This window comes from Ectothiorhodospira magna, from assembly GCF_900110965.1.
Taxonomy (GTDB): Bacteria; Pseudomonadota; Gammaproteobacteria; order Ectothiorhodospirales; family Ectothiorhodospiraceae; genus Ectothiorhodospira; species Ectothiorhodospira magna.
The window spans coordinates 87,608-103,846 of the sequence record NZ_FOFO01000004.1 but is presented as its reverse complement, the minus strand read 5'-3'; the positions used below and the strand labels follow the sequence as shown (position 1 = coordinate 103,846).

General features: G+C 58.9%; 16 protein-coding genes. 14 read left to right on the top strand and 2 right to left on the bottom strand.

Annotated features, from left to right (window positions below; all coding sequences use genetic code 11):
- Window positions 1-25 precede the first annotated feature (25 nt).
- A complete protein-coding gene (locus tag BMX62_RS02805) occupies window positions 26-568 on the bottom strand; it encodes a Smr/MutS family protein (protein WP_090203809.1) in 543 nt (180 codons plus the stop codon).
- A 114-nt stretch (window positions 569-682) separates the two neighbouring features.
- Here BMX62_RS02805 and surE point away from each other — a divergent pair, with 114 nt between their 5' ends.
- From surE to rpoS, 5 genes are read left to right on the top strand one after another with little or no spacing between them, the layout of a single operon-like run.
- Window positions 683-1,435: a 5'/3'-nucleotidase SurE gene (gene surE, locus BMX62_RS02800; protein ID WP_090203805.1), complete on the top strand. Its 753-nt coding sequence runs from the start codon at window positions 683-685 to the stop codon at window positions 1,433-1,435.
- 23 nt (window positions 1,436-1,458) lie between these two features.
- On the top strand, window positions 1,459-2,097 hold the full coding sequence (locus BMX62_RS02795; protein ID WP_090203802.1) for a protein-L-isoaspartate(D-aspartate) O-methyltransferase: 639 nt from the start codon (window positions 1,459-1,461) through the stop codon (window positions 2,095-2,097).
- A complete protein-coding gene (locus tag BMX62_RS02790; protein ID WP_090203800.1) occupies window positions 2,094-2,678 on the top strand; it encodes a YqaA family protein in 585 nt (194 codons plus the stop codon). The genes BMX62_RS02795 and BMX62_RS02790 overlap by 4 nt, the downstream gene beginning before the upstream one ends.
- A 9-nt stretch (window positions 2,679-2,687) precedes the next feature.
- Window positions 2,688-3,536, top strand: a complete 849-nt coding sequence (locus BMX62_RS02785) for a peptidoglycan DD-metalloendopeptidase family protein (protein WP_090203798.1) — start codon at window positions 2,688-2,690, stop codon at window positions 3,534-3,536.
- Between the two features lie 35 nt (window positions 3,537-3,571).
- Window positions 3,572-4,588, top strand: coding sequence for an RNA polymerase sigma factor RpoS (gene rpoS / locus BMX62_RS02780; protein WP_090203795.1), 1,017 nt, complete (start codon window positions 3,572-3,574; stop codon window positions 4,586-4,588).
- Between the two features lie 11 nt (window positions 4,589-4,599).
- On the opposite strand, the gene BMX62_RS02775 is transcribed toward rpoS, so the two are convergent.
- Window positions 4,600-4,977: an Mth938-like domain-containing protein gene (locus BMX62_RS02775; protein ID WP_238375824.1), complete on the bottom strand. Its 378-nt coding sequence runs from the start codon at window positions 4,975-4,977 to the stop codon at window positions 4,600-4,602.
- Between the two features lie 137 nt (window positions 4,978-5,114).
- Here BMX62_RS02775 and alaC point away from each other — a divergent pair, with 137 nt between their 5' ends.
- From alaC to BMX62_RS02730, 9 genes are all read left to right on the top strand, one after another.
- On the top strand, window positions 5,115-6,314 hold the full coding sequence (gene alaC, locus BMX62_RS02770) for an alanine transaminase (RefSeq protein WP_090203789.1): 1,200 nt from the start codon (window positions 5,115-5,117) through the stop codon (window positions 6,312-6,314).
- 245 nt (window positions 6,315-6,559) lie between these two features.
- Entirely contained in the window at window positions 6,560-6,925 is a 366-nt protein-coding gene (locus BMX62_RS02765; RefSeq protein ID WP_090203785.1) for a response regulator, read from the top strand.
- A gap of 36 nt (window positions 6,926-6,961) precedes the next feature.
- On the top strand, window positions 6,962-9,292 hold the full coding sequence (locus BMX62_RS02760; protein ID WP_090203781.1) for a chemotaxis protein CheW: 2,331 nt from the start codon (window positions 6,962-6,964) through the stop codon (window positions 9,290-9,292).
- Entirely contained in the window at window positions 9,289-9,792 is a 504-nt protein-coding gene (locus tag BMX62_RS02755) for a chemotaxis protein CheW (RefSeq protein WP_090203777.1), read from the top strand. Before BMX62_RS02760 ends, BMX62_RS02755 begins: the two co-directional genes overlap by 4 nt.
- Before the next feature lie 30 nt (window positions 9,793-9,822).
- On the top strand, window positions 9,823-12,255 hold the full coding sequence (locus BMX62_RS13220) for a methyl-accepting chemotaxis protein (protein ID WP_090203773.1): 2,433 nt from the start codon (window positions 9,823-9,825) through the stop codon (window positions 12,253-12,255).
- 96 nt (window positions 12,256-12,351) lie between these two features.
- Window positions 12,352-13,179 carry a CheR family methyltransferase gene (locus BMX62_RS02745; protein WP_090203770.1) on the top strand — a complete coding sequence of 276 codons (828 nt, stop codon included), beginning with the start codon at window positions 12,352-12,354 and terminating at the stop codon, window positions 13,177-13,179.
- A gap of 10 nt (window positions 13,180-13,189) precedes the next feature.
- Window positions 13,190-13,801, top strand: a complete 612-nt coding sequence (gene cheD, locus BMX62_RS02740) for a chemoreceptor glutamine deamidase CheD (RefSeq protein WP_090203765.1) — start codon at window positions 13,190-13,192, stop codon at window positions 13,799-13,801.
- 61 nt (window positions 13,802-13,862) lie between these two features.
- Window positions 13,863-15,086: a methyl-accepting chemotaxis protein gene (locus BMX62_RS02735; protein WP_238375823.1), complete on the top strand. Its 1,224-nt coding sequence runs from the start codon at window positions 13,863-13,865 to the stop codon at window positions 15,084-15,086.
- Between the two features lie 34 nt (window positions 15,087-15,120).
- Entirely contained in the window at window positions 15,121-16,185 is a 1,065-nt protein-coding gene (locus BMX62_RS02730) for a protein-glutamate methylesterase/protein-glutamine glutaminase (RefSeq protein ID WP_090203762.1), read from the top strand.
- Window positions 16,186-16,239 lie beyond the last annotated feature (54 nt).

The following is a 16,239-nucleotide window of genomic DNA, read 5'->3' as shown; positions in this document are numbered from 1 at the left end:
TGCAAGATGTTTTATGCTACCACGATCAATGGTTGACCCTGAGCAGCACCACGACAGCGCCGGTGCCGCCGTCCGTGGGGCGGGCAGAACAAAAGGCCAGAATGTCGGAACGCTGCTGCAGCCAGTGGACCACCCGGCTTTTGAGTACTGGCCCCCGGTTGCTGGAGCGCAGCCCCTTGCCGTGGATGATGCGCACGCAACGCAGTCGTTGGGTGCGGGCTTCGGCCAAAAACAGGCCCAGGGCCTCGTGGGCCTGTCGGGCAGTCATGCCGTGTAGATCCAGCTCTGCGCTGATCCGGTAATATCCCCGGCGCAGCTTCTTGAATACCTGTCGCTGCAACCCCTCACGCATGAAGCTGACCTCATCGCCAGGCTGCAGATCAGTGACCTGGAACGGGTCTTCCATCAGTGCGTCCAGGGCACGTTGATGGTCTGCTTCTGTCTGACGGGGCCGGGGTGGGGGGCGGTGAGGCCGTAACTCGGCCCGGTCCGCATGCACCTTGGCTACCGGGCCAACGGCCTGGCGAAATAGGGTAATGTCATCATCCCGGGAATCCTGGGGGGGCATGATCAGGGGTCCATTGCCGGTGGCGTTGATGGAAGCGCGACTTTACATGGGCCAAACATGGGCCAAGCGCCCGCTTTCCAGTATATTAACCGCTTGACTTCACAGTGACTCGATATGCACATACTGCTCAGTAACGACGATGGTGTCCATGCCCCGGGCCTGCAACTGCTGGCCAAAACCCTGCGTACCTGCGCCCGAGTTCATGTGGTGGCGCCAGACCGGGACCGCAGTGGTGCCAGCAATTCCCTGACCTTATCCAGGCCGTTGCGTGCCGATATTCTCGATAACGGAGATGTGCGCGTGGATGGTACCCCCACGGACTGTGTTCATCTGGCCATCACCGGCCTTTTGGAACAGGAGCCGGACATGGTGATCTCCGGGATCAACGCAGGTGCAAACCTGGGGGACGATGTGCTGTATTCAGGGACTGTGGCTGCGGCCATGGAAGGGCGTTTTCTGGGTCTTCCGGCCATTGCCGTATCCCTGGCCGGTTATCCCTGTCGACATTTTGAGTCTGCCGCCCGTGCCGTGATGGAACTGCTCGACCGTCTGGGTAACATGCCTCTGCCGCCGGATACCATTCTCAACGTCAATGTACCTGATCTCCCCTGGGAAGAGATTCAAGGCTTTGAGACCACCCGGCTGGGTCATCGCCACAAGGCTGAACCGATCACCCGATCCACTGACCCCAGGGGGCGTCCCATTTACTGGGTCGGCCCTGCCGGGCCAGAGCAGGATGCCGGGCCGGGTACGGATTTTCACGCCATACGTTCAGGTTACGTTTCCGTCACCCCGATCCAGGTGGATCTGACCCGCTATGACGCCATGGATGTGGTCAGTCGCTGGCTGACAGGAGCCCAGGCTTGAGGCAGCACCTGACGGGGATCGGCATGACTTCCCAGCGGGCGCGGGACCGTATGGTCCAGCGCCTGATGGCGTCGGGCATCCGGGATCCGCGGGTACTGGAAGTGATGGGGGCCACGCCGCGCCATCTGTTTGTAGACGAAGCCCTGGCCCATCAGGCCTATGAAAATATTGCCCTGCCCATTGGTTTTGGTCAGACCATTTCCCAGCCCTATATCGTGGCCCGGATGACCGAGGCCCTGATACAGCGGGATATTCCCCAACGGGTACTGGAGTTGGGGACCGGGTCGGGCTATCAAGCTGCCATTTTGGCCCAACTGGTGGATCGGGTCATCAGCCTGGAACGGGTCCGGCCCCTGCAGCGCCGGGCCAGAGAAGTGCTCAGTCAGATGGGGCTGCACAATATCAGTTTGCGTCATGTGGATGGTACCCTGGGATGGCCGGAGCATGCGCCCTATGACGGTATTGTGCTGACGGCAGCACCTCGCCGGATTCCTGATGCCCTGTTATTGCAGCTGAGCATGGGGGGGCGTTTGCTGGCGCCGGTGGGAGATGAGCATGATACCCAGTCGCTGGTGTGCATCACCCGTACCGAACGGGCATTCTTCAAGGAAAATCTGGGGCCGGTGACATTTGTGCCCCTGTTGTCGGGGGAAATCCTGTGAAGCTGTTTGGCCCCCTCTATGATCGGGTTATGGATTGGGCCAGGCATCGCCATGCCTCCCGCTATCTGGCGGCCTTGTCTTTTGCCGAATCTTCCTTTTTTCCGGTGCCGCCGGATGTGATGCTGGCACCGATGGTGGCCGCCCGGCCTGATCAAAAAATCCGGCTGGCCACCGTCACCACGGTATTTTCTGTGCTTGGCGGTCTGTTGGGGTATCTGCTGGGCTATCTGGCCTTTAGCCTGCTGGAACCCTGGATCGTGGCCGCCGGCCATGGTGAGGCGCTGATCCTGGCTCAGGAATGGTTTACGGTCTGGGGGGTGTGGGTGGTGCTGGTGGCAGGTTTTTCCCCCATTCCTTACAAAGTCTTCACCGTCACTGCCGGCGCGCTCTCCATGGCTTTGCTACCCTTTATTATCGCCTCCTTCATCGGTCGGGGCGCCCGCTTCTTCGCTGTGGCCCTGCTGATGGGTTGGCTGGGGCCAAGGGTAGAACCCAAATTGCGTCCCTATATTGAATGGCTGGGTTGGTTGACGGTGGTCTTGCTGGTGGTGGCGATACTGATCTATCAATTTTTGGGGTGAATAAACGTCGTGAAGGCGCTGGCTCTGATTGTGGTGATGGTGCTGTTGGTGTCGGCCTGCGCGACACTGGTGCCGGAGGAGCCGGCTTTTCGCTCCGGTGTACATACGGTCAGGGAGCGGGAAACCCTGTATTCCATCGCCTGGCGTTACGGGCTTGAGTGGCAGTCCCTGGCCAAATGGAACGGCATCAGCGCACCTTACACCATTTATCCAGGGCAGCGATTGCGGATGAATCCTCCCCCCGGACAACCGGCCCCCACCCGCACGGCGGCAACCCCGCGAGAAACCCGCACGGAACCGGATCGTCCGGCGGCTTCCCCATCACCACCGGCACCACCCGCCCAGCGTCCCTCGCCGCCGCCGGCCACGCCTCCACCCCGCCCCACCCCCCCGGCGGCCCCCGCTCCTCCTCCAGCTGCACCACCGGCGCGTCCAGCCCCGCCCCCCGCCCCCCCTCCCCGGACATCGCCTCCGGCGGCCACGGGAACCCTGACCTGGCAATGGCCGACCGAGGGTCAGGTGATCCGCCGTTTTGAGCCTCAGGGTACCGGAAAAAAGGGCATTGCCATTGCCGGACAACGGGGGCAGCCGGTGCGGGCTGCGGCACCCGGACGGGTGGTTTACAGTGGCAGTGGACTGGTGGGCTATGGCAAGCTTATCATCGTCAAGCATGATGACAGTTATCTGAGTGCTTACGGGCACAATGAAAAAATTCTTGTAAATGAAGGCGCTACGGTTTCCGCCGGTCAGCGGATCGCGCTGTTGGGCGATACCGGAACCGATCGGCCCATGCTGCATTTCGAGATTCGCCGGGACGGCAAGCCTGTTGATCCGCTGCGCTACATGCCGCGCCGGTAAGCTGGGGGCGGTGCTGTCTCCGCACAGGAGGGGACATGCCCAAAAGGCCAGCCAGAAATCCTGCATGTGAACGGGATAAGGAACCTCTGGAACTGGACGGGGAAACCCGTGATAACGAGATTTCAAAGCCGTCGGAGGTTGCAGACCCGGACCTGAACCCGGATCATCGTTCGGATGAGCAGGAAGACCTGTTCAGCGCTGGGGAACTGCCTGGAAGGGATAGGGATGCCACCCGCATCTATCTGAGTGAAATTGAATTCTCCCCCTTGCTGACGGCTGAGGAGGAGGTGTACTACGCCCGTCTGGCCCAGCAAGGGGATGAACGGGGCCGGCGCAAGATGATCGAATGTAATCTGCGTCTGGTGGTCAAGATTGCCCGTCGTTACATGAACCGGGGGCTGGCCCTGCTGGATCTGATTGAGGAGGGGAATCTGGGGCTGATCCGGGCGGTGGAGAAATTTGACCCGGAGCGGGGATTTCGTTTTTCCACCTATGCCACCTGGTGGATTCGCCAGACCATCGAGCGGGCCATCATGAATCAGACCCGCACCATCCGTCTGCCCATCCACGTCATCAAGGAACTGAACGTCTACCTGCGAGCCGCGAGAGAACTGGCCCAGGTGCTTGATCACGAACCTACGGCAGAAGAGGTTGCCCGGCATCTGGATAAATCCGTGGACGAGGTCAAGCGGATGCTGGCCTTGTCAGAACGGGTGACTTCGGTTGACCTGCCCATGGCCAAGGGCAGTGACCGCCCTTTGCTGGATGTGATCCCCGACGAACAGACCCCCGAGCCGGATTCTTTGATCCAGGAGGAGGACGTGATCCATTATGTGGATGAGTGGCTCATGGAACTGGACGAAAAGCAGCGGGAGGTGATCGTGCGCCGGTTTGGTCTGCACGGTTTTGAGCGCAGCACCCTGGAACAGGTGGGGCTGGAACTGGGGGTCACCCGGGAACGGGTGCGTCAGATTCAGATGGATGCCCTCAAGCGCTTGCGGAAAATTCTGGAAAGTCGGGGCTTTTCCGAAGAGACATTGTTGCACAAGTGACCGGAACCGGCTCAGTCTGATGGCAACACCAGGGCAGCAGCCACCTTTCGGCCTTCGCTGGCGATGACATTGTAGGTGCGGCAGGCGGCGGGCGTGTCCATGATTTCCAGTCCGATACCCTGGGCCATGCACTGTTGCAGGAGTCCCTGATCCGGTGTCAGCCGGGTTGGGCCGGTGCCCAGCAGGATGATGTCCGGTGTCCGGGCCAGAACCGGCGCCAGACTGCCAGCAGACAGCGCCTCGGTCAGGGTGGGCGCCCAATCGGTGATGAGGGTATCTGGCATGACCACCAGGTTGTGCCGGTGGCAGGTCTGGTTGATCCGCACCCAACCTGGGCCATGGCCGGTGATCAGGTGCCGACCTGCGGCATGTTCGAGTGTCATTTTCATGGTGCAAACCTAACCGGGTTAACCGGTGCAAGACAAGTACAGCCTTATGATTGACAGCCTTACGGGGGGTCAGTATCGTTCCTTGTTTGTCATGCACACTTTCCATTCACGCCCTTGCGACCATCCGGATTACCCCTGTGATTGAAGAGTTTCCCAGAATCAAGCGACTTCCCCCCTATGTCTTCAGCATTGTCAACGACCTGAAGGCCAAGGCCCGCGCCAGGGGCGAGGATGTGATTGATTTCGGGATGGGCAATCCTGATCAACCCACTCCTGCCCATATTGTGGACAAGCTGGTGGAAGCCGCCCAGCGGGGGGACACCCATCGCTATTCCGTTTCCAAGGGTATTCCCCGTCTGCGCCGGGCCATTTGCCGATGGTACAAGGACACCTATGACGTGGAACTGGACCCGGAAACCGAGTCCATCGTCACCATCGGTTCCAAGGAAGGGCTGGCCCATCTGGCCCTGGCCACCCTGGGACCGGGGGACGCCGTGCTGGTGCCCAATCCCGCTTATCCGATCCACCCCTATGGTTGTGTCATTGCCGGGGCGGACATCCGCCATGTCCCGTTGACGCCGGATGTGGACTTCTTTGCCGAACTGGAACGGTCGATTCAGGATTCATGGCCCCGTCCCAAGATGCTGATTCTGAATTTCCCCGCCAATCCTACCACCCAATGTGTGGAACTGGATTTCTTCGAGAAAGTGGTGGCCATCGCCCGGGAGCATCGAATCTGGGTGGTACACGATCTGGCCTATGCCGAGATCGTTTTTGACGGCTACAAGGCCCCGTCCATTTTGCAGGTACCCGGTGCCAAGGATCTGGCCGTTGAGTTCTACACCCTGTCCAAGACCTACAACATGCCCGGTTGGCGGGTGGGCTTTATGTGCGGCAACCCCACCCTGGTGGCGGCCCTGGGCCGGATCAAGTCCTACCTGGACTACGGTACTTTCACACCGATTCAGGTCGCGGCCATCACGGCCCTGGAAGGCCCTCAGGATTGCGTGGAAGAGATCCGTCAGCTTTACCGGGTGCGGCGTGATGTGCTCTGTGATGGTCTCAATGCCCTGGGCTGGCCGGTGGAAAAACCCAAGGCCACCATGTTCGTCTGGGCGCCTATTCCTGAACAGTACCGGCATATGGGATCCCTGGATTTTTGCAAGAAATTGCTGCGGGATGCCAAGGTGGCAGTATCGCCTGGAATCGGTTTTGGGAGTCATGGCGATACCCATGTGCGGTTTGGCTTGATCGAGAACGAGCACCGTACCCGCCAGGCGCTGCGTGGCATCAAAGCCATGTTCCGTAACGATGCCAGGACCGCAGGGAATACCTGATCCCTCTGCCAAAGCCTGCCTGCCAGGGCGACCCTTGTGGTGTCGCCCGTATCCTCTTGTGCCAGCGCGGCCACGAATGTCCGCGACTGGCATGAACTGTGCTGCCCGCTGATTTCCCTGCTCTTGTTGCCAGCTGTTTTGGCCGTCCCGTTATGCTTAGGATATGCCGGGAACGGTCACCGGGGCCTCAAGAATCATGGAACCGGGCCGATGATTCTGGATAAGACAATAGGGGAAGCAAAACCATGCCCAAAACGATCCTTACGGTGGATGACTCCGCTTCGATTCGCCAGATGGTGTCCTTCACCCTCAAGGGGGCCGGCTATACGGTCACTGAGGCGGTGGATGGTCAGGATGGGCTTGACAAAGCCAAGTCGGGCAAATTCGACCTGATTTTCACCGATCAGAACATGCCGCGCATGGACGGGATTACCCTGATCAAGCAATTGCGCGCCATGCCCCAATATAAAGCGGTACCCATCTTGATGTTGACCACTGAATCTGGCGATGCCATGAAATCCCAGGGCCGCGCTGCGGGGGCGACGGGCTGGCTGGTCAAGCCTTTCGATCCCCAGAAGTTGCTGGAGGTGGTACGCAAGGTGATCGGCTAAGGGCGCAAGCCTTCAACTCCGGCGGGGACTATTGGCATGACCATAGACATGAGCCAGTTCTACCAGGTGTTCTTCGAAGAGGCCGCTGAGCATTTGGCGCAGATGGAAAGCCTGTTGCTGGAGCTGGACGTGGAAACGGCTGACAAGGAAATGCTCAACGCCATTTTCCGGGCCGCCCACTCCATCAAGGGAGGGGCGGGCACTTTTGGTTTTTCCGACATGGCTCAGGTGACCCATGTACTGGAAACCCTGCTGGATCGGCTGCGCAAGCAGGAACTCAAGCCAACCACGGCGATGGTGGACGCCTTTTTGGATGCTGGTGATGTACTCAAGGCGCAGCTGGCGGCTCACCAGGAGGGGGATACCTTTGAAGATCCCAGTATCGCCCAGGTCTGTGCTGTCCTGCAGCAGTTGGCCCACGGAGATGCCGCCTCGCCCCTTGCCGTCACCCCGCCACCGCCCCCCCCGCCGGTTGCCCGCACCAAGCCTGAAGTTGCCGCTGATTCTGCCGGGGCCGGGCCGGTAGACCATGACGAAGGAGAGACTGCGCCGGTCTGCTGGCGGATCGAGATAGACCGTAATCTGGCGGGGGAGGCATTGGCCACCTCTTTGGATGGTCTGGTGGAGGTCCTGTCTGAAAAAGGCACCCTGGAACAGCTTTCCGGGGAGGAGGAGACGACCCTGTGCTGGCATTTGACCACGGCGGTGGATCGTTCCGAGATTCTCGATACCCTGGATTTTGTCTGTGATGAGGCTGCGGTGAAGCTGGTGCCGGTAGCCAGCGTGCCGGCTGACGATACCGAAACCGGGGAAGATCCAGGATATGGTTTCTTTGCACCTCCCACGGAAGAACCGGTGGCATCGAATGATGAGAATGATGAGGGCTATGGTTTTTTTACCGATGCCCCCGGTGCGACCCAGGCGATGGATCAGGAACACCCCGGATATGGTCTGTACGGGGGTGCTCCGGGCATGGAACAGGTGGCGGCCCAGGTGGCGCGCCAGCAGCAGGAAGCAGATCAGGGGTTCGGATTTTTTGAGGATGCCCCAGGTGGCCCTGCAAGTGAACAGGCCCCATCGTCAGGCGCTGCCCCGCCGGTCAATGTCCCGCCTGCCGGCGGTGGCCCCCGTCAGCCACCGCCCCGGCGCCCCCCCGCTGGTGATACCTCCATCCGGGTCAGCGTGGAGAAGGTGGATCAGCTGATCAATCTGGTGGGAGAACTGGTCATCACCCACGCCATGATGGCCGAGTCCATTTCCATGCTGGACCCGGTGACCCATCAGTCCATTTTTAACGGACTGTCCAATCTGGAGCGCAATTCCAGGGATCTGCAACAGGCGGTCATGTCCATTCGCATGATGCCCATCAGTTTTGTCTTCAACCGCTTCCCCAGGGTGGTGCGGGACACCGCCAGCGCCTTGTCCAAGAAGGTGAACCTCAAGCTGATGGGGGAAGATACCGAGCTGGACAAAGGACTCATCGAACGCCTGGCGGATCCGCTTAACCATCTTGTGCGTAACAGCATCGACCACGGCATCGAATCACCGGCTCAGCGTCAGGCTGCGGGTAAGCCTGAAGCCGGCCAGATTGTCCTGCGGGCCAGTCATCAAGGGGGCAATATCGTGGTGGAGGTCAGTGATGATGGCGCGGGCCTGAATCGGGAAAAGCTGCTGGCCAAGGCCATGGAAAAAGGGGTACCCCTGCCGGAAAATCCGTCCAACAAGGACGTCTGGCATCTCATCTTTGCGCCAGGATTTTCCACCGCAGATACAGTCACCGACATTTCCGGGCGTGGGGTGGGCATGGATGTGGTCCGTCGGAACATCGAGGAGATGAATGGTCGGGTGGAGATTGATTCAGAACTGGGCCAGGGGACGCGCATCGTGATCCGTTTGCCCCTCACCCTGGCCATTCTCGATGGCATGTCCGTGCGTATGCATGATGAAATTTTCATTCTGCCACTGACCGCAATCCGGGAATCGGTGCGCCCACGTCGGGAGCAGGTCAAAACCGTATCCGGCAAGGGTCGGGTGTTTCAGGTGGGGGAAGAATACCTGCCTTTGGTGGAACTCAGACGTATCTTTTCCCAGGATGCCGCCCACCTGCCGGTGGAAGATGGCATCGTGGTGATTGTGGATACCGGTGAGGGTCGTGCTGCGCTGCTGGTGGATGAACTGATGGCCCAGCATCAGGTGGTGATCAAGAGCCTGGAAACCAACTATCGCAAGGTCGATGGGGTGTCCGGTGCCACCATCATGGGTGATGGGCGTGTGGCATTGATTCTTGATGTGGATGAGCTGATGAAGATCAATCGCAGGCTCAATCCATCAACAGCACCCACGATGGTGCAGGAGTCCGGGACATGACTGACAAGACAAAGGACAGGGCAATCATCAACGCAGAAGAAAGCCGTGAATACCTCACCTTTACCCTGGGGGATGAGGAATACGGCATGGATATCCTCAATGTCCAGGAAATCCGTGGTTACGATGCCGTGACCAAAATTGCCAATTCCCCGGATTTCATCAAGGGTGTGATCAACATGCGTGGGGTGATCGTCCCCATCATCGACATGCGTTTGAAATTTCATCTGGGGGATGCAGAGTACAACCAGTTCACGGTGGTGATCATTCTCAACATTGTGGGCCGGGTGGTGGGCATGGTGGTGGATGGCGTCTCTGATGTGGTGGCGCTCAAGCCGGATCAGATTCGTCCGGCTCCGGAATTTGGAGCCATTCTGGACACAGCTTACATCGATGGTTTGGCGACCCTCGATGAGCGTATGGTCATTGTGGTGGACATCGAGAAACTTATGAGCAGCGGCGAAATGGGTCTGATGGATCAGATTCAGTCAGGCGCCGTGTAGCTGTCATTATCCTGAGTGGAGGATACGCACATGCGCTGGTTTGACAATCTCTCCGCGGGCATCAAAATCGGATTTCTCGGTGGTGTCCTCATTTTTGCCCTGGGTTTTGCCGCTTACGAGGCTTACCTGGGCTTTAGCAGCTGGTCCAATTATTCCCAGCAGATTCGTGATAATCGCTTGCCGTCCATTCGTGCCCTGGGAGCACTCAACACCGAGCGTATGGTGATTCGGGCCCAGACGGTAGAGGTGTTGGTGCAGCATGATGCCTACGAGGATAAAGCTGCCCTGCGTGACATTGCGGCCCAGCGCAGCCGGTCCTGGGACATCATCGATCGCAACTGGAACGAAATCTCCAGTATTCCCCGCATGACCGAGGAGGGCCAACGGGTGTTCACCCGGCTTACCGGGGAGTATCAGGCCTGGCGTGCCATTTATGTGGAACTGGATCGCCTGATCCAGGCCATGATCAATACCACTGACCCGGCGGGTTTTGATCAGCTGATGAACGAGTATCGTGCCACCATGAACCGTATGGTCCCCATTTCCAACGTGATGGGGAGCACGTTCGAGGAATTGGTGAACGGCAATATGGCTCGGGCTACAGCCCATGCCACGGAGGCGGTGGAGAGTTCCCAGGCAGAAATTCGTCAGGTGATCTGGCTGGCCGCCATTGCCATGGTACTGGCTATCGCCCTGGCCACCCTTACGGTCATCAGTATGGTGCGCCCCCTCAAGGCTCTGGTCATGCATTTTAGTGCCATTGGTGATGGCGATTATGACCAGAAGATTCAGACCCAACGTAAGGACGAGATCGGCATGGCCCTCAAGGGGCTGTCGGACATGCAGACCAAGCTCAAGGCGAACATCGCCGAGACCAAGCGGGTGGCGGCGGAAAACCTGCGTATCCGCTACGCGCTGGACAGTGTGTCCTCCAATGTGATGGTGGCCGATCCGGAAGCCCGCATCATCTATACCAATGGTGCCGTGACGGGGATGTTCAAGAAGGCCGCCAACGAGATCCGCAAGGATCTGCCCAATTTCAATCCGGATCAGGTACTGGGCGCAAGCATGGATATCTTCCACAGGAATCCCGGTCATCAGCGGCAGATGATGGACACCATGCGCAGCACCCACGATACCCAGATCCACATCGGCGGGCGCACTTTCCGGCTGGTGTCCAACCCGATCTTCAACACCGAGGGTGATCGGGTGGGTGTGGTGATTGAATGGACTGACCGCACCGAGGAATTGCGGGTGGAAGAACAGATCAGCGACCTGGTAGAAGGGGCAGTCAAGGGTGACTTCAGTCAGCGTATTCCTACCCAGGAACTGAGTGGTTTCTTTGAACGCCTGGGCGTTGGTGTCAATACCCTGATGGAAAAGACCGCTTCTGGCCTTTCTGAAGTGGCCAGGGTGCTTGATGCCGTATCCCACGGCGACCTGACCCAGCAGGTCACTGGAAATTACGAAGGCACCTTCGGTCAACTCAAGAACGACACCAACAGTACGGTCAATCGTCTGAAGGAGTTGATTGGTCAAATCAAGGAATCGGTGGATGCCATCAATACTGCCGCTCGGGAAATTGCTGTGGGTAATTCGGATCTTTCCCAGCGTACCGAGGAACAGGCCTCCAGTCTGGAAGAAACCGCTTCCAGCATGGAAGAGCTGACTTCCACGGTCCGCCAGACCGCCGATAATGCCCGTCAGGCCAATCAGCTTTCCCATACTGCCCGGGAAACGGCCACCACTGGCGGCAGCAAGGTCCGCGACGCGGTGGAGTCGATGAAAGCCATTACCGCCAGTGCCGACAAGATTGGTGAGATCATTACCGTCATCGACGGCATAGCGTTCCAGACCAATATCCTGGCGCTCAACGCCGCGGTGGAAGCGGCTCGGGCTGGTGAGCAGGGTCGAGGTTTTGCCGTGGTGGCCGGTGAGGTTCGTAATCTGGCCCAGCGCTCTGCCTCTGCCGCCAAGGAGATCAAGGGATTGATTGCCGAGGATGCCGCCACCATTGCCCAGGGTAGCAAGCTGGTGCTTGAAGCCGGTGATGCCATGGAGGAGATGGTCAGTCAGATCAAGCGGGTGGCCGATTTGATTGCCGAGATTTCCGCTGCCTCCGATGAGCAAAGTTCGGGTATCGAACAGGTAAATACGGCGGTGACCCAGATGGATGATGTGACCCAGCAAAATGCCTCCTTGGTGGAGGAGGCGGCGGCGGCTGCAGAATCCCTGGAGGAGCAGGCTCAGGGGCTGGCCAAGGCGGTGAGCGTCTTTCGGGTGGATGACACCGGTAGCCATGAACCCTCTGGGAGTTTGCCGGCACCCCAGCCCAAGGCGCTACCTGCTGCGGCACCGAAAAAGCCATCATCCGCTCGCCCGGCGCCGCCCAAGGCGGTGGGTGGCCCCAAAAAGGCGCCGTCTTCCCCCAAGCCTGTCGATGACGAATGGGAAGAGTTCTAGAATTTCCCAGGTATCATTGGCAACACATTGCCCCCGGTTGGCGGGGCCAGGGAACAAGGCCGGACAGGGATGTCCCCAAGGAGCGACTGGCCCCCCATGCGTGACCGTGAATTTCACTTTACTGATCAGGACTTTGAGCGGGTCAGATCGTTGATCCATGCCCATGCGGGCATATCCCTCAATCCCGGTAAACGGGATATGGTGTACAGCCGTCTGGCCCGGCGTCTACGGGCCAATCAGATGACATCCTTTGCCCATTATCTGGATGTTTTAGAGGTGGAATCGTCGGAATGGGAGCATTTCGTCAATGCCCTGACCACCAATTTGACGGCATTTTTTCGTGAGTCCCATCATTTTCCGGTATTGGCCGAGCACCTGCTGAGCGTCCACGGGAAATATCGGCGTCCCCTGCGTATCTGGTCTGCGGGGTGTTCTACCGGAGAGGAACCCTATACCATCGCCATGACAGCCATCAGTGCCTTTGGCTCCTGGACGCCACCGGTAAGGATTCTGGCAACGGATCTGGATACCCAGGTGGTGGCTCAAGCCTCCAGAGGGATATATCCCCTGGAGCGGGTGAGCAAGGTACCTGAAGAGGAGCGCCGGCATTTTTTTCTGCGGGGCAAGGGCAGCCATGCTGGCATGGCCAGGGTGCGGCCCCAGGTCCGGGCGCTGGTCACGTTTCGTACGCTCAACCTGCTTGGAGGCGGTTGGCCCATGAAAGGTCCACTGGACGCGATTTTCTGCCGCAATGTATTGATCTATTTTGATAAACCTACACAATACAGGCTCATGGAGCGGTTCCATCCGCTCATGGCCGGTCATGGGCTGCTGTTTGTGGGACACTCGGAGAGTCTGGCCCACGCCGCAGATCTGTTCCGGCTCAGGGGCAAGACCATTTACGAACCTGTCATCAGGGCTTGAGATACCGAGGATGAGCAAGAGCTTTGAGGAAGTGCTCGCCAGCAACCACTATTTTGATCGCCATTTTCAGACTGAGGCGGTCAAGGTGTTGCCCGGCGAATACTATGTTTCCGGTCCCGGCCCATTAATGGTGACTGTACTGGGGTCCTGTGTGGGCGCCTGCATTCGGGACCGGGTTTCCGGCATTGGCGGCATGAATCACTTCATGTTGCCTGATGACAAAAGGGAGGAGGATGCCAGGGTGGGTAGCGCCATGCGTTATGGTGATTATGCCATGGAGATCCTGATCAACGAGGTGCTTAAAAAAGGCGCCCGTCGCAGTCAGCTGGAGGCCAAGCTGTTCGGTGGGGGTAACGTCATGCAGGGATTTACCCAAAATATTGTCGGTGAGCGCAACGCCCGTTTTGCGGTGGATTATCTCAAGACCGAAGGCATCCCGGTGGTGGCCAGGGATCTTATGGGCAATTATCCACGTAAGGTGTATTTCTTTCCGGCGGACGGTCGGGTGCTGGTACGCAAACTGCGCACCCTGCGCAATGATACGATTCTGGAACGGGAAATGAAGTACCGTCAGCGTCTGCGTCAGGCACCTCTGGCGGGGGATGTGGAACTGTTTTCCTGATGGACCCGGAGATTTTGGACGCTGCGGGCCGACTTTGGACCGAATGTTGAGGAATCAAAACATGCCTGGCTGGAGCGCGACGGCCACAAGAGACAAGCTGATGGGCCATTGGCCAGCCATGGTGGTCAGCGTGCTGGTGCTGATGCTGTCCCTGCCGTTTTCCCATCTGCTGCCGACCTGGGTTTGGGTGTTGCTCGTGGTTTTGGTCTGGCCCTTGTGGATTTTACGTCAAACTGACTCTGAGCATCCGGCGTCCAGAGACAGTGGCAATCAGCAGCTGATGCCCGCGTCCCGGGACCAGGATCGGGAACTTTGGAGCCTGGTGGTGGAAATCGACGCCATGATGGCCACCGAGATTGCTGAATTAAGAGAACTGGTGACCCAAACCGGGAGCCTGGTGGAACAGGCTGCTGTCGATCTGCGGGCAAGTTTTGAAAGTCTCTCCAGTGCGTCAGCCCATCAGCAGCGCTTGGTGACGGGGCTGGTTGGTGGATTTTCCGGTGGCAAGGATCAAAAGCAGATCATCGACATGAATGCTTTCATGCAGGAAAATGCCCGGGTCATGAATGAGCATGTGCAGATGCTCATCGATATGAGCAAGCACAGCGTGGAAGTGGCTCATCAGGTAGATGATCTGTCCCAGCAGATGGACGATATCTTTTCCCTGCTCGACAGCGCCAAGCATATTGCCGGACAAACCAACCTTCTGGCCCTCAATGCCGCCATTGAGGCGGCTCGGGCCGGGGAATCGGGGCGAGGCTTTGCGGTGGTGGCCCAGGAGGTACGCAAGCTGTCCCAGGACTCCGACAAATTCAATGAGCAGATTCGGGGTTTGGTGGAGCAGGCCAACCGGGTCTTTGCCTATACCCGCGATATTGTGGGTCGCATGGCCTCTCAGGATATGAATGCCTCCATTGACGCCAAGGGATCGGTGGATGACATGATGCGGCAGGTGAACATGCTCAACCAGACCGTTGAGGATGGACTCAATCAGATTGCCGATGTGGTGGGGGACGTGGGGCGGAACGTGGGTGATGCAGTGCGTTTGCTGCAGTTTGAGGATATTGCCTCCCAGGTGCTGGAACGGGCGGTGCGACGGATCAATTTCATGGAGCGATTTGTGGCTGAATTGCGTCAATTGCCCATGGTGGAGCCGGATCATTCCCGGCGTCAGCTGGAGGAAGCCCGTGGCCGTCTGGAGCGGCTGCGGCAGGAGTTGAAGGACGCTGCCCATCGTCCGGTTCACCAAAAATCCATGGATGAGGGAGACATTGAGCTGTTTTGAGGCTCAAGGGGGATAACACCATGGTGAGAGACCTGTGAGCAGGAAGATTCGTGTACTGGTGGTGGATGATTCTGCACTGGTGAGGAAGGTGCTGACGGAGATTCTGGGTTCTGCACCTGATATCGAAGTGGTGGGCACCGCTCAGGACCCCTATGTGGCCAGGGAACGGATCAAATCCCTGGACCCTGATGTGTTGACCCTGGATGTGGAAATGCCCCGTATGGATGGGTTGACCTTTCTGCGTAACCTCATGCGGTTGCGGCCCATGCCGGTGGTCATGGTGTCTTCCTTGACGGCCAGGGGTGCGGATGTCACGCTGCAGGCGCTGGAATTGGGGGCTGTGGATTTTGTCACCAAACCCACTCTGGATGTTTCCCGTACCCTGGGGGAGTACAGTCGGGAACTGATCGACAAGGTACGCATGGCTGCCGGTGCCCGTTTGCGCAGTCCAGCACGACTGGCAGCACCACCGCCCAAGTATTCCGTGGATGAAGTGGTGCCTCCTCGCCCTGCAGGCCGTTGGCGCACCACAGACCGGATGATGGCCATTGGCGCGTCCACCGGTGGGACCGAGGCGGTCAAGGAGGTGCTGATGGCCCTGCCTGCAGACTGTCCGGCGGTGGTCATCGCACAGCATATCCCGCCCGGATTCAGCAAGGCCTGGGCTGACCGGATGGACCGTCAGACCCGTTTGGTGGTCAGGGAGGCCGAAGATGGGGACCGCCTGGTGAACGGCCATGTTTTCATTGCCCCTGGAGATCATCATCTGCTGGTAGTCAGGGACGGTGCCCGGTATGTCTGCCGTCTGAGCCAGGCTGAGCCAGTGAATCGCCATCGCCCCAGCGTCGATGTGTTGTTTCGTTCGGTGTTGCAGTCTGCAGGCACCAATGCCTGTGCCGCCCTGCTGACGGGGATGGGGGCGGACGGCGCCCAGGGTCTTAAAGAACTGCATGATGTTGGTGTATTTACCATTGCCCAGGATGAGGCCACCAGTGTGGTCTGGGGTATGCCCGGAGAGGCCATCAAGCGAGGTGGGGCTTCAGCGGTGCTGCCTCTGCGGGAGGTGGCTGGTGCCTTGCTCAAGGCGGCATCGTCGTGAGGCTGCCTGGGCATCGTGTCGGTGGACCAGCGTCACCGGATTAACCCATCACCT